Source organism: Chryseobacillus diguaensis, from assembly GCF_049220665.1.
GTDB lineage: Bacteria > Bacillota > Bacilli > Bacillales > Bacillaceae > Metabacillus_B.
Window position 1 is genome coordinate 519182 of the sequence record NZ_JBMKNV010000001.1, and the last position, 13879, is coordinate 533060.

Consider the following 13879-nt stretch of genomic DNA (forward strand, 5'->3'; position numbering starts at 1 on the left):
AGAATAAGCCGCTTTCAGTTGAAGGCGGCTTTTATGGCAGTTTGGCAGAAACAGCTTTAATAAGATCATCAAGACGTTTTATAATCGAAAGGCAATACGATCACAAGAGCCAGCACACAACGGCTTGAAGTATTTAAATAAAAAGGAGCGAATAAAAGATGTTTTCATTTTCAGAGAAAATACAAAAAAAGGACCCCCTAAAGGATCCCGAATTTAAGAAAAGATGCCACGAAGCTAATCTTTATGCGTGTTCTTTAGTCCATACGCGTACGTATAGCAGCAATCTTTGCGAAAACAGCCTTTTTTAATATGAGTGTGTCTGTTTCGAACATACTAGAGGCTTGTTTTCTTGCAAATAAACAATCTTTCATCAAGAATTATGGAATCCACTGAAGAACATACTTTTTAATTTCCTCTGCTTTTTTCCTGTTTACCACAGAAAGCTTTTCCACCTGATAGTGATGATGCTCCTTATTAACTGTAATGGTAGGAAGAAATACCGGTTTCATCAGTTTTATTGCTGTATAATTGCCACGGCTTATTTTTTTTACTTCTATACTGATAATACCGCCAATTACTTTGTATTCTCCGCTTTGTCCTGATAGGAAATTACCGAGAGAATAGACAACAAGCGATTTTTTTCCATCTTTTTGTTTCAGCCATTCCATTGGCTGCAATACATGAGGATGAGACCCCATGATAAGATCCGCTCCATGATCAGAGAGAAATCTTGCTAATTCTCGCTGATCTTTGTTTGGAAGCCGTTCATACTCTGTTCCCCAATGAATCATGACCACAGATACATCAGCGATTTTTTTTAATTTAGCCAGGTCTTTTGCCATTTTCGGTTTGTTAATTAAACTGACAAGATAAGGCTTATTTTTAGGAACTTTATAGCCGTTTGTTCCATATGTATAGGCTAAAAATCCAAATCGAATCCCGTCTTTTTCGATAACTCTAATGGTATCCGCATCTTTTTGGCTTGCATAAGCTCCTAAATAAGGAAGACAAAGCTTATGATAGTGCGAGACAGCATTTAAAATCCCTTTTTCACCTTTATCCAGTGCATGATTATTTGCCATACTCACTATGTCTATTCCTGCATTCTTCAATGAATCTGCAACCTCAAAAGGACTATTAAAGGCGGGGTAAGTGGAAAGGCCAAGCTGCACGCCTCCAATCATCGTTTCCTGATTGACGAGTGTAAGATCAGACTGGGATAGCGCACCTTTCACATCTTGGATCATTGGATCAAAATTGTAATGATTTGGTGATGTTTCCGCGTCCATGTAAAGCGGACTATGGATCAAGACATCTCCAGCCGCTGTGAAGGTAGCTGACGTAACTTTCTCATCAGGTTCTTTCCATTCTTTCAATATAGGATAACTCTGTCTTTCGGTGAGATTTTCTGCTGCTAAAATGGTCTTATTGGTAAAAGAGCCTTGGAGAAAAAGGAGGAGGAGAAAGATCACTGGGAGGAGAAGAATATGTAAGCGCTTCATTATCGCACCACCTTCGTTCATATAGGCTCTTTTCTTAAACATTTTTGCTTTTTCATCTGTATTAGATAATCGCGGACCAATATAAAGCTGCGAATTTTAAGAAAAGATGCCACGAAGTAAGTCTCTATGCTTGTTCTAAGATAGTACGAATAGCAACAATCTATGCGAAAACAGCCTTCATATAAGTACTTATACCTATCATACTGAAAATTGTCAAAAAAGAAAGAAAAGATTCATAAAAAATGAATCTTTTTGGTTTATTCATCATTTTTATCCTATTCCAGCAGAAGAAATTCATTCAAATAAGGAGAGACATCAATGGAAAAAGTCTATTTTACGAATTCCAGGGGAATGAAACTTGCAGGAAATTATCGGGATACTGACGGAAAAACAATCATTCTTTTCTGTCACGGATTTCTTTCTGATAAATCTTCCAGAGGGAGGTTTGACCGATTTGCTGAAGTGCTCTCTAAAGATGGGTATGCTACCCTTGCTTTTGATTTTAGCGGGTGCGGAGAGAGTGACGATGATTTCATAACAGTAAAAAAAGAAACAGATGATCTGATATCAGCTCTTGCATTTGCCAGACAAAAAGGATATGACCGCGTTGGGCTCTATGGTCACAGTCTGGGCAGCAGAATTTGCCTGGAAGCCTGCGCAGCTGCTGGAAACATTAAAGCAATGATTTTTACAGGAGCAGCAACAGGACCTGTTTATTATCAATGGGAAGAGCATTTTTCTAAAGAGCAATTAAAGGAATTGGAAGAGAAAGGGTATATAACAGTTCAAACAGAGGGTCTAAGAAAGCAGATTCTCATTGATGGACGAATGCTGCTTGATTTTGAGAAAGCAGACCAAAAGAAGCTGCTTTCTAAAATAGACTGTCCTGTCCTTATTTTGCACGGTGAGGACTGGGAGGAAAAGATGTTATCTGAATTGACGAGAAAAGGAATGGAGCTGTTAAATGCCGATTCCCGAATGGTCATTATCAGCGGTGCCAGCCATTCTTTTATGGAGCACTTGGATATTGTTGAGAAGTACATGCTTCAGTGGTTTAGAAAGCATCTGCCGATTTGATTGTTTTTTAGGTCTAGTATTTGTTCATATTGAATTTATGATCGGCTGAAAGGGAAATGTCCATTGATGGTGTGACAGCAAATGGAGAAAAAAAGCCTATTTCCCGTAATGAAACTGGGAAATTTCATTAGGGCAAAAATAATAAAACGCTTAGGGTTTCCCCGAAGCGTCAAATAGTATTAAACTCTTTTTTTCTGAAAAAGTTTCACTTTAGGCTCTGTTTTGTTGGCGATCCGCTTGATATTGGCTCTATGCCTGTATAAGACAAAGATCATTAGCAAGGCTGCAACGATAATCAGTATAATATCATGCGTGAATAAGCTGTATACAAATGTATAAACTCCAGTCAGCATAGACGAGAGAGAAACATATTTTGTTAGTAAAAGCAAAATGAAAAACACAGCAAGCAATGATATAAACATCAATGGGGCATAAAACAGCAGGATTCCTCCTGATGTTGCTACGGCCTTGCCGCCTTTAAAACCTGCAAACAGAGGAAACATGTGTCCAATAACTGCAAAAATTCCTGCGATTAAAGGATGAAGGTCGCTATGAAACCAAAAAGGAACCGAAGCGGCAAGTGTTCCTTTTAGAATATCAGAGGCTGTCACTATGAGACCTGCTTTTACACCAAGTGTCCTGAAAGCATTTGTTCCTCCCAGATTTCCGCTGCCATGCTCACGTATATCCTTTCCATACCCAAGCTTTCCAACAATAAGCCCTGAAGGAATGGAACCTATCAAATAAGCAATAACAAGAATAATGACAATTGTCATGAATGGTTCTCCTTTACAACTTTTCAATATTTATATTCTATCATGCAAAAAGATATACAACTACATAATCTTATGGATGCTTTGACTGATTCATCATTTTAATCCAGCTAAAACAGACAAAAAGAAGAAACAGCAATCATATTACTTTATGTACTGCCTCTTTGAAAAAGGCTCTTTTCTTAGCTTTGTTGCTCATGATTCTATATTTAGCCCTCGAAACCATTGAGATGGCATAAATTTTAAGAAAAGATGTCCCGCTGCTAGGTAAATGCGTGATAAAAGCATGTACGAAAAACAACAATCTCTGCGAAAACAGCCTTGAAAAAAGATGGAAAAGTTGTGATTGCATAAGGATCAGACTAAAATAAAGAAAAGGAGTGATAGACATGATGAAAAATCCCGAAAGAGAAGAAATAAGGGACATTCTAAAAAACAGCAAACGTATTGCAGTTGTTGGTTTATCAGATGATCCTTCAAGAACCTCCTATATGGTGAGCAAATCAATGCAGGATGCAGGGTATGAAATCATACCTGTCAATCCAGTCATCAAAGAAGCCCTTGGCGTTAAAGCTGTTCCTTCCCTTAAGGATGTAAAAGGGCATATTGATATTGTGAACGTGTTTCGCCGATCGGAATATCTTCTTGAGGTGGCAGAAGAATTTCTTGAAGCAGATGCAGATGTTTTTTGGGCGCAGCAAGGGCTTGCCAATGAAGAAGCTTATCAGCTGTTAAAAGAAAAAGGCTATCCGGTAATAATGGATTTGTGTATAAAAGTGGCTCATGCCGTATTAAAATAATACTGAGGAATTACCGTCCTAAATGCAAGGGCGGTATTTTTTTGTGAAGGCTGTTTTCGCAGAGATTGTTGCTGTACGTAAATGCTTTTATCACGCATTTTGACTTGCTTCCTGGCGTCTTTTCTTAAAGTTTTTGCCAAATCAAGGGCCGTGCAGCTGAAATTTGGAGTGAGAAGAAACAAAGTTTAAGAAAAGGGCCTTTGTGAAAAAAGGGCAGAAAGAGTACAACATAAACCATTTCAAAATCAGAAAAGTGCAAAGTATTGTAGACTGTAAAGAATCTGAAATTATTTAATTAAACTATGTTCTAAATAAACAATATTAATCATGAACATTTTTTCATAAGAATCGTGTTATGATGGACTTTAAAACCAGGTGGCAAGGAATAAGAATTTCTAATTAAACTATGTTCTAAATAAACATTACTAAAATAAAAAACAAGTAATAAAGAGAAGCTTCTATCCTGATTTTCGAGTAAATTTTATAAAATAGGGCACTTTTTGTACAAATCATCGGAATTTCTGCCACAATTAGGTTTGCGAAATCAGCGGAAAAAGATAAAATAGTGCTTGGACATAATCCTATCATGAAATATTTTCTAAAAAAAAGGAAAAATGGAAGGTAGAAACTATTTTAATTCGTGGGGTTGTAATAAATAAGCAAAGTAAGATAAAATTACATGAAACATACGTTCCTATTGCAAAGAGGAATCCGGACGGTTGAAAGGAGTTTAAGTCTTTTGGTAAAACAGCAGTTTGAATATAATGATGATTCCATTCAAGTATTGGAAGGTCTTGAAGCGGTCAGAAAACGGCCTGGTATGTATATCGGCAGTACTGATGTTCGAGGCCTTCACCACCTGGTATACGAGATTGTAGATAACTCGGTGGATGAAGCACTTGCAGGGTTTGGGAATCATATTATCGTAAAAATTCATAAAGATAACAGCATATCTGTAACAGATAAAGGGAGAGGAATGCCAGTCGGAATGCACCGTCTTGGTAAGCCTACTCCTGAAGTCATCCTGACCGTTCTGCATGCAGGAGGAAAATTCGGCCAGGGCGGATACAAAACGAGCGGAGGCCTTCACGGAGTTGGTGCTTCCGTCGTTAATGCTCTTTCAGAATGGCTTACTGTAACGATTATGAGAGACGGCATGACTTATGAGCAGCGTTTTGAAAATGGCGGAAAACCTGTAACAACTCTGGAAAAACTCGGTAAAACAACGAAATCCGGTACTATTATTCATTTTAAACCGGATCCTTCCATATTCAGCACGACGGTGTATAATTTTGAAACGTTAAGTGAACGTTTAAGAGAATCTGCTTTTTTATTAAAAGGCTTAAAAATAGAACTGGCTGATCTAAGAAACCAGGTACAGGAAGTTTTTCATTACGAAAATGGAATTGAAGCTTTTGTTGAATATTTGAACGAAGAAAAAGACTCGCTGCATCCAGTAGTTTCGATTGAGGGTACGCAAAACACCATTGAGGTTGATTTTGCTTTTCAATTTAATGACGGATATTCCGAAAATATCTTGTCATTTGTAAACAATGTTCGCACAAAAGATGGCGGAACACACGAGTCTGGAGCCAAAACGGCCATGACAAGGGTTTTTAACGAGTATGCGAGAAAAGCAGGATTGCTAAAAGAAAAAGAAAAAAACCTTGAAGGCTCTGATATTCGCGAAGGACTATCTGCCATTATTTCAGTCAGAATTCCTGAAGATCTGCTTCAATTTGAAGGGCAGACAAAGGGAAAGCTTGGAACAAGCGAAGCACGCTCTGCTGTAGATGGTGTCGTATCAGAAAATCTCGCTTATTTTCTTGAAGAGAATCCTGAAACAAGTACCCTTCTTGTCCGCAAATCAATTAAAGCTTATCAGGCAAGGGAAGCGGCCCGTAAAGCAAGGGAAGAAGCAAGAAGCGGAAAAAAACGCAAACGTTCTGAAACGTCTTTAAGCGGAAAGTTGACACCAGCTCAATCACGCAATCCTCAGAAAAATGAATTGTATCTTGTGGAAGGTGATTCTGCCGGAGGTTCTGCCAAACAAGGAAGAGACAGACGCTTCCAGGCTGTTTTGCCTCTTCGCGGTAAAGTTATTAATACAGAAAAAGCAAAACTTCAGGATATCTTTAAAAATGAAGAAATCAACACGATTATTCATGCCATTGGTGCAGGTGTAGGCCCTGAATTTGATTTAAATGATGTGAACTACGATAAAATCGTCATCATGACAGATGCCGATACCGATGGAGCTCACATACAGGTACTATTACTGACCTTCTTCTACCGTTACATGAAGCCTCTAATTGACGGTGGAAAAGTATTTATTGCCCTGCCGCCGCTTTATAAAGTAAGCAAGGGAAGCGGAAAGAAAGAAATTGTTGAGTATGCCTGGTCTGATGAAGAGATGCAGGATGTATTAAAGAAAGTCGGCAGAGGTTATATGATCCAGCGCTACAAAGGTCTTGGAGAAATGAACGCTGATCAGCTGTGGGAAACGACAATGGATCCTGAAACAAGAACATTGATCAGAGTCCGGATAGACGATGCAGCAAGGGCAGAGAGGCGTGTAACAACCCTTATGGGTGATAAAGTAGAGCCGCGACGGAAATGGATTGAAAAAAATGTGGCGTTCGGCCTTGATGAGGAAAGCAATATTTTAGAAAATGAAAACTTGTCGGTCGCAGAGGAGGTATAAACACATGGCTATGACAGAAAAATTTCGTGACCTTCCCCTTGAAGAAGTAATCGGCGACCGTTTTGGACGTTACAGCAAATATATTATTCAAGACCGGGCATTGCCGGATGCAAGAGATGGATTAAAGCCGGTACAAAGACGGATATTGTATGCCATGTATGCAGAGGGAAATACACAGGATAAAAATTTCCGGAAATCAGCAAAAACAGTTGGTAACGTTATCGGGAATTACCATCCTCATGGCGATTCATCAGTTTATGAAGCAATGGTACGTATGAGTCAGGACTGGAAAGTTCGCAATGTCCTGATTGAAATGCAAGGAAATAACGGAAGTCTTGATGGAGATCCGCCGGCTGCCATGCGTTATACAGAAGCAAGGCTTTCTGCTATTGCTTCAGAGCTTCTTAGAGACATAGATAAGCAAACAGTTGAATTTGTTCCAAACTTTGATGATACAAGCAGTGAGCCAATTGTTCTGCCAGCCATGTTTCCAAACCTGCTGGTGAATGGATCTACCGGTATTTCTGCCGGATACGCTACTGAAATTCCCCCTCACCATTTAGGTGAAGTAATCGATGCTGTCATTCACCGGATTGATTCACCGGACTCTTCGCTTGAAGAGCTTATGGAGCATATGAAAGGCCCTGATTTCCCTACAGGAGGAATTATCCAAGGTCTTGAAGGAATTAAAAAAGCTTACGAGACAGGCAAAGGGAAAATCATTATCCGTTCTAAGACGTCGATAGAGACGATCAAAGGCGGAAGGCAGCAAATCGTTATTGATGAAATTCCTTTTGAAGTGAATAAAGCCAATTTAGTTAAAAAAATGGATGATTGCAGATTAGACCGTAAAGTGGAAGGTATTTCTGAAATTCGGGATGAAACGGACAGAACGGGCCTTCGAATTGTGATCGAATTGAAAAAAGATGCGAATGCATCTGGTGTACTCAATTACCTTCTGAAAAATACGGATCTTCAAATAACCTATAATTTTAATATGGTGGCCATCTACAATAGAAGGCCTATATTAATGACTCTGCAAAACTTTTTGGATGCATATATTACCCACCAAAAAGAAGTAGTCACTAATCGTTCCCGCTACGAACTAAAAAAAGCACGCGAACGCCACCATATTGTTGAGGGCTTAATCAAAGCCTTGTCTATTTTGGATGAAGTAATCGCAGTCATCAGAGGGTCAAAGGATAAACGGGATGCAAAGGAAAACCTAATCAGCCGTTTTTCCTTTACAGAGCCTCAGGCTGAAGCAATTGTCACATTGCAGCTTTACCGTTTAACAAATACAGATATTACAGCTTTGCAAAGTGAAAACGAAGAGCTGGAACGGAAAATAAATGAACTTGAAATGATTTTAAATCAGGAAAAAAAGCTTTTTCAAGTGATTAAAACCGATTTGAAGAAGATCAAAAAAACATATGCTGATAACAGAAGATCTGTTATCCAGGGTGAAATTGAAGAAATCAAAGTGAACCTTGAAGTGATGATTCCGTCAGAAGATGTGATTGTGACGGTTACTGAAGATGGATATGTGAAGAGAACTAGCCAGCGTTCATTTGCCGCTTCCAATGGGCAGGACTTTGGCATGAAGGAAACCGATCGCCTTCTGATGCAGCTTGACATGAATACGACAGATGTTCTGCTATTGTTTACCTCCAAAGGAAACTATCTGTATTGTCCAGTTCACGAGCTTCCGGAGATCCGCTGGAAGGATATCGGTCAGCACATTGCGAACTTTGTTAATATAGACAGAGATGAACAGCTTGTTAAGGCACTGCCTGTAAAGGAATTCTCAAACGATAAATTCCTTCTCTTTATCACTAAGAATGGCATGGTTAAAAAAACGGAGCTATCTCAATACAAAGCACAGCGTTATTCAAAAGCGCTGGTTGGGATCAACCTTAAAGGCGACGATTGTCTTGTAGATGTCCACTTGACTTCAGGAAACGAAAATCTATTCTTAACCACTCAAACTGGATACGGACTATGGTTTTCTGAAGAAGAAGTCAGTGTCGTCGGAGCAAGGGCAGCTGGAGTTAAGGGAATGAACTTGAAGCCTGATGATTATGTTGTAAGCGGTGTTGCCTTTACTGAGAACGAAAAGCCTGAACTTGCCATCGTTACTCAAAGAGGGGCCGTAAAAAAAATGGCGATCCTTTCTGAATTTGAAAAGGGTTCTCGTGCAAAACGCGGGTTAATTATGCTTCGGGAATTAAAGAAAAACCCGCACCGCATTATAAATGCTTTTATTGTTCAAGAAGGGGACACATTATGTGTCAAAACGGATAAAGGCAAAACCGAACAAATTTCCCTTATGAACTTAAAGAAAACAGACCGCTACTCAAACGGCTCCTTCCTAATCGATGAACAGGAAGCAGGAACGATTAAAGAAGCATGGACTGTTCATTCAGAAGAATAAAAAATGAGGTGTTCCTAATGGTTTTATAACCACCAGGGGCGCCTTTTTTTGATTTCAACTTGGCTGCTTTCGGGTATATCAAAATCAAAAGCATGCTTTTTAGCTGGAAAGGATGAAATCAGGGATGAAAGCCATACTATTTGATTTTGACGGTACATTAGCAGACACTTTGCCAAACATCTATCACTCATTTAAATCGATTTTTAAAACATATGATCAGTCCAATTTCTCTTCAGAAGAAATTATGAAAATGTTTGGACCGCCTGAAACGGAAATTATTGACTTACATCTTCAGCATGAAGATAAAGAATCAGCCAAAGAAGATTATTATCATGAATATGAAAAAAATCATTCCCTTTATGTTAAAAGAAATGAGGAGATTACTGAGGTATTGCATACTTTAAAGGATAACGGCGTAAAGCTTGGGGTCGTAACAGGAAAATCAAAACGGAGTCTGGGCCTTTCTCTAAAAGAACTTGGAATGGAAAATATTTTTTCCGTTATGATTACTGGGAACGATGTCAAAAATCCTAAACCAGATCCTGAAGGAATTGAAATGGCTATCAAAAAATTGAATCTTAAAAAAACGGATGCGATCTATATAGGAGACAGTGATTCTGATATAGAAGCTGGCAATAGGGCCGAGATTACTGCCTATGCGGCTCAATGGCTTCCAAATTTTGAAACAGCTGAATACGATCACCAGCCGAAAGAAAGGATTAGAAGTGTATCAGAATTTAAGGACATCATTCAGGAAGCCAATTAAAAAGGAGTCTTGAATTTGCAACAGAAGAAAAATAAGGTTAAAATTTAAAGTGGATTTTTAAAATTGATTAGATCTATATTGGCAAATTGTTGGGAGATATGCTGCATGATTACGTTAAAGAGCAAAAGAGAAATTGAAATGATGCAAGAAGCTGGTAAAATTTTAGCTTCTTGTCATAGAGAAATTGCAAAATTGATCAAACCCGGAATCACTACTTTAGAGATTGATCAATTTACTGAAAAATATTTGGCTAAATACGGAGCAACTGCAGAACAAAAAGGTTATCAAGGATATCCTTACGCAACCTGCGCTTCTGTAAATGATGAAATTTGCCATGGATTTCCGAGCAAAAAGCCATTAAAAGAGGGCGATATTGTTACGATTGATATGGTTGTGAACTTAAATGGAGGACTTGCAGACTCAGCATGGACTCATCCTGTCGGAACCATCACAGAAGAAACCCAAAGACTGCTGGATGTAACGAAAGAATCTCTGAACAGAGGGATTGCCCAGGCAATCGCAGGCAACCGGACCGGTGATATTGGGCATGCGATTCAATCTTATGTTGAAGCCGAGAATTTCTCAGTAGTTAGAGATTTTACAGGTCATGGGATCGGAAAAACGATCCATGAAGATCCGACGATCCTTCATTACGGAAAACCTGGAAAAGGCCCGAGACTTCGCGAAGGAATGGTTATTACGATTGAACCAATGGTTAATGCAGGAGTATGGCAATCAAAAATGGATTCCAACGGCTGGACAGCAAGAACAGTCGATGGAAAGCTTTCTGCACAGTTTGAACACACCATTGCCATTACAGAAAACGGACCTTATTTAATCACTGAGGAAGTTTAAAAGAAAGGCATCAGAGGCCATTGCTGATGCCTTTTGCTTCTATAGGAGCTTGTTCGGGCATTATTCATTTTAAAAGGCTCTTTTCTTAAACTTTGTTGTTTCTAAACCTAAATAAATCAATTTTAAGCAAATATACATCTGCTCATTTTAAGAAAAGATGCCATGAAGCTTATCTTGATGCGTTTTCTAAACATATACGAGCAGCATCTTTGCGAAAACAGCTTTTTAAAAAAAGGTCCCTAATCTGAAATGTGAATTTAAAACAAAAGTAATGAAATTTAATGATACTGCAGAATTTTTGATTGATGATACAAATAAACTCATTCATTTTCGGTCAGACGCTGAACAAGGTTTATATGATTTTGGTGTAAATCGGAAAAGAATGTGACAACTAATTTGTAAACTTTAAACCTATTAAAAACAGCATACCGAAGTATGCTGTTTATTTTCATTAACTTTGTTTATTGTTGAAGAAATCGATCAGCGCATGGTAAATTTCCACGCCTTGGTAAGAAAGCAAACTAATTGCAGTAAAAGAGAAGCATGCAATCATAAAAACTCTGAATAACCAGAACATCCCGTTAACCCCCTTTATTTTAAATTTATAAAGGAAAAGGGGAGTTTTCGAAAATAGGATGATTGATAAAAGACGCTTAGCAAAAACTTCTTAAATCGGGTATCCATTCCAAATATCGCAAATGTGCTGGTTAGAAAAACAGCCGATAAAAGAATAAGCTGAGCTGTGCTGCCTGGCAGATCACCAAATACCGTGTTCAGATCTGGAGATTTACCTTCATGATGTCCGGAATGTTTATCCGATTCGTCATCCAGATAAATCTTCGATGCCGGGTGGTAATGAGAATGAAGTGCCATGCTTTGATTAATGAAAAGGGCAGCGAATGCTATAACAAAGACGAACAAAACCCGATTCTTCATTCCGTACACCTCCTTACCATCTGGTTATAGAAATAATACCAGACTTTACATCATTCGAAAAGAGTTCTAATTTGCATGCATTCAAATAAATGCAATATATATCATAATATTCAGAAAGGATTTTGCTGTTATAGGTTAATGATCTGTTATTTGCTAGAGTGATCCACGAATGTTTATCGTATTGATGACTATATGATTTGACCTTATTTTTTATTCAGCTAAGGCAAAGATCTTAGAAATTTGTTATTCCTTTTAATGAAAATAAGGTTTTTTGATATGCTAAAAGTAAACAGGGGAAGCAGGGAGAGTAGCATATGTTTGAAATCAGCTCGCTTGTGTATAAAAACATTCTGGACATTAAATCGTTAACCATTAAGAAGCACCTTATAACAAGTCTTATAGGCGAGAGCGGGGCAGGGAAGTCAACCCTTCTCAAAATGTTCAATGTTATGCTTTCACCTGATAAGGGATTTGTTTATTACAAGGGGAAGGATCTAAAAGAATGCTCTGCCGTAGAACACAGGAGAAAAGTAGTCATGCTTGCTCAGCAGCCAGTGATATTTGAAGGTACAGTGTATGAAAATCTGATGATCGGGAGGAGCTTTTCTGAAAAAGAACCGGTATCAGAAAAAAAAGCGAGAGAAGCGATGGATCTTGTTTTGCTAAGGAAATCCTTTGATCAGGATGCTGACGAGCTATCAGGCGGAGAAAAACAGCGCTTGGCACTAGCCAGGGTCTATTTGATGGATCCTGAGGTATTGCTTTTGGATGAACCAACTTCCTCTTTAGATAAAGAGACCGAAAATGAAGTAATGAAACGTTTTTTTGAAGCTATGAAAAAGGATAGTAAAACCATTATAATGGTGACGCATTCACCAGAAATCGCTGAAAAATATTCTGATGAGATTATTAGAATTGAGAACATCAATAAAGGAGTGGCATATGAAGGAGAAAATGGTTGATCCTGAGCTGTGGCGGCTGATATCAGCCTATTTATTTATACTTATGTTGCTTTTTATTGTTAAATGGCGAGGAATCAAGCGAGAAAAAACCATACTGATAGCAACTGCGAGAATGTCCATCCAGCTGATCTTAGTCGGCTATTTGCTGACATTGATCTTTAAGCACCCAATTCCGTTTGTTACTTTGCTGATTGTGCTTTTAATGGAAACATTCGCGATTTTTAATATTTATAAGCAAGCTGGCGGCTTTCTTTCAAAAAAATTGAAAATCAGCATTGCCGTTTCTATGCTTTCAGGATCACTGTTAAGCCTTTTTTTCTTTAATATGGTCGTTATTCATTTTCAGCCCTGGTATGAACCAAGGTATTTCATTCCTATAGCAGGGATGATCATCGGCAACTCCATGACAGGGATTACTTTAGGAGTTAAAAACCTTTTAGAAGGCATGAAAAAGCAAAAACAATATGTAGAAGGAGCACTAATGCTTGGTGCAAAACCAGAAGAAGCCTCAAGGTCAATAGTAAATTCAGCATTTGATTCAGCAATTTTGCCCACATTAAATAATATGCTGGGTATGGGAATCGTTTTTTTGCCCGGCATGATGACAGGACAGATTCTTGCAGGTGCAAGCCCATTAGTAGCAATTGAATACCAGCTCGTCGTATTGCTTGGTATAACAGGAAGTACAGCGTTATGTGTCATATTGTTTATACAGCTAGGCACGAAACAGTTTTTTAATGAAAAAGCCCAGTTAGTTTTAAAAAATGGAGAATGATTTTCCTGTTATATGGAAAAAAGAAAAGATGGTTATCGAAAAGGATTTGGTAAGCTAAGTTTGAAAATAAAAAAGCAGCTTAAGAAAAGTAAAAACCCAAGAACTGGATGCTTTTCATTTAGGAGAGTTGTATTACAACAACGAAGATCTTAAAGGAGAAAGCTCACAAGCTAAAAGAATCAGCTAAACGGGATACATTTAAACGAGCCAGGCAAAGGCAATTACAAAAGTAGAGATGAATAATAAGTTTACTCAATGAAAATCTTTCGCTCATATTGAATTTCACCATCAAAAA

12 protein-coding genes are annotated in these 13879 nt (G+C 38.3%); 9 read left to right on the forward strand and 3 right to left on the reverse strand.

All coding sequences use genetic code 11. From position 1 onward, the window contains the following. Window positions 1–377: 377 nt before the first annotated feature. A complete protein-coding gene (locus tag ACOT8F_RS02585) occupies window positions 378–1502 on the reverse strand; it encodes a CapA family protein (protein ID WP_421649976.1) in 1125 nt (374 codons plus the stop codon). A gap of 318 nt (window positions 1503–1820) precedes the next feature. On the opposite strand from ACOT8F_RS02585, the gene ACOT8F_RS02590 reads away from it, so the two are divergent. Then, window positions 1821–2579 (forward strand): alpha/beta hydrolase family protein, encoded by a 759-nt coding sequence (locus ACOT8F_RS02590; RefSeq protein ID WP_421649977.1) that lies wholly within the window; start codon window positions 1821–1823, stop codon window positions 2577–2579. A 179-nt stretch (window positions 2580–2758) separates the two neighbouring features. Here ACOT8F_RS02590 and plsY read toward each other — a convergent pair whose 3' ends face one another. Next, window positions 2759–3355, reverse strand: coding sequence for a glycerol-3-phosphate 1-O-acyltransferase PlsY (gene plsY, locus ACOT8F_RS02595; RefSeq protein WP_421649978.1), 597 nt, complete (start codon window positions 3353–3355; stop codon window positions 2759–2761). Window positions 3356–3744: 389 nt separating this feature from the next. On the opposite strand from plsY, the gene ACOT8F_RS02600 reads away from it, so the two are divergent. The 6 genes from ACOT8F_RS02600 to ACOT8F_RS02625 all read left to right on the forward strand — a co-directional run bounded on the left by ACOT8F_RS02600 (window position 3745) and on the right by ACOT8F_RS02625 (window position 11299). Continuing rightward, window positions 3745–4152 (forward strand): CoA-binding protein, encoded by a 408-nt coding sequence (locus tag ACOT8F_RS02600; protein WP_421650041.1) that lies wholly within the window; start codon window positions 3745–3747, stop codon window positions 4150–4152. A gap of 739 nt (window positions 4153–4891) precedes the next feature. Beyond that, window positions 4892–6856 carry a DNA topoisomerase IV subunit B gene (gene parE / locus ACOT8F_RS02605; protein ID WP_421649979.1) on the forward strand — a complete coding sequence of 655 codons (1965 nt, stop codon included), beginning with the start codon at window positions 4892–4894 and terminating at the stop codon, window positions 6854–6856. Between the two features lie 4 nt (window positions 6857–6860). Further along, window positions 6861–9290: a DNA topoisomerase IV subunit A gene (gene parC, locus ACOT8F_RS02610; protein WP_421649980.1), complete on the forward strand. Its 2430-nt coding sequence runs from the start codon at window positions 6861–6863 to the stop codon at window positions 9288–9290. 124 nt (window positions 9291–9414) lie between these two features. Beyond that, window positions 9415–10056 carry an HAD family hydrolase gene (locus ACOT8F_RS02615; RefSeq protein WP_421649981.1) on the forward strand — a complete coding sequence of 214 codons (642 nt, stop codon included), beginning with the start codon at window positions 9415–9417 and terminating at the stop codon, window positions 10054–10056. 105 nt (window positions 10057–10161) lie between these two features. Next, window positions 10162–10911, forward strand: coding sequence for a type I methionyl aminopeptidase (gene map, locus ACOT8F_RS02620; protein ID WP_421649982.1), 750 nt, complete (start codon window positions 10162–10164; stop codon window positions 10909–10911). A gap of 244 nt (window positions 10912–11155) precedes the next feature. After that, entirely contained in the window at window positions 11156–11299 is a 144-nt protein-coding gene (locus tag ACOT8F_RS02625; RefSeq protein ID WP_421650042.1) for a DUF1499 domain-containing protein, read from the forward strand. Between the two features lie 203 nt (window positions 11300–11502). Here the strand turns inward: ACOT8F_RS02625 and ACOT8F_RS02630 are convergent, their stop codons facing one another. After that, entirely contained in the window at window positions 11503–11847 is a 345-nt protein-coding gene (locus ACOT8F_RS02630) for a hypothetical protein (protein ID WP_421649983.1), read from the reverse strand. 314 nt (window positions 11848–12161) lie between these two features. Between ACOT8F_RS02630 and ACOT8F_RS02635 the strand changes: the two genes are divergently transcribed. After that, complete coding sequence (locus ACOT8F_RS02635) at window positions 12162–12809, forward strand: ABC transporter ATP-binding protein (protein WP_421649984.1); 648 nt, start codon at window positions 12162–12164, stop codon at window positions 12807–12809. Beyond that, the gene (locus ACOT8F_RS02640; protein ID WP_421649985.1) at window positions 12790–13584 is read left to right on the forward strand and encodes an ABC transporter permease; all 795 of its coding nucleotides are present in this window, start codon (window positions 12790–12792) and stop codon (window positions 13582–13584) included. The genes ACOT8F_RS02635 and ACOT8F_RS02640 overlap by 20 nt, the downstream gene beginning before the upstream one ends. Window positions 13585–13879: the final 295 nt, after the last annotated feature.

Bases quoted from the DNA above. Each gene is read 5' to 3' on its own strand.
- ACOT8F_RS02585 (WP_421649976.1), bottom strand. From the start codon at position 1,502: ATGAAGCGCTTACATATTCTTCTCCTCCCAGTGATCTTTCTCCTCCTC.
- ACOT8F_RS02590 (WP_421649977.1), top strand. From the start codon at position 1,821: ATGGAAAAAGTCTATTTTACGAATTCCAGGGGAATGAAACTTGCAGGA.
- plsY (WP_421649978.1), bottom strand. From the start codon at position 3,355: ATGACAATTGTCATTATTCTTGTTATTGCTTATTTGATAGGTTCCATT.
- ACOT8F_RS02600 (WP_421650041.1), top strand. From the start codon at position 3,745: ATGAAAAATCCCGAAAGAGAAGAAATAAGGGACATTCTAAAAAACAGC.
- parC (WP_421649980.1), top strand. From the start codon at position 6,861: ATGGCTATGACAGAAAAATTTCGTGACCTTCCCCTTGAAGAAGTAATC.
- ACOT8F_RS02615 (WP_421649981.1), top strand. From the start codon at position 9,415: ATGAAAGCCATACTATTTGATTTTGACGGTACATTAGCAGACACTTTG.
- map (WP_421649982.1), top strand. From the start codon at position 10,162: ATGATTACGTTAAAGAGCAAAAGAGAAATTGAAATGATGCAAGAAGCT.
- ACOT8F_RS02630 (WP_421649983.1), bottom strand. From the start codon at position 11,847: ATGAAGAATCGGGTTTTGTTCGTCTTTGTTATAGCATTCGCTGCCCTT.
- ACOT8F_RS02635 (WP_421649984.1), top strand. From the start codon at position 12,162: ATGTTTGAAATCAGCTCGCTTGTGTATAAAAACATTCTGGACATTAAA.
- ACOT8F_RS02640 (WP_421649985.1), top strand. From the start codon at position 12,790: ATGAAGGAGAAAATGGTTGATCCTGAGCTGTGGCGGCTGATATCAGCC.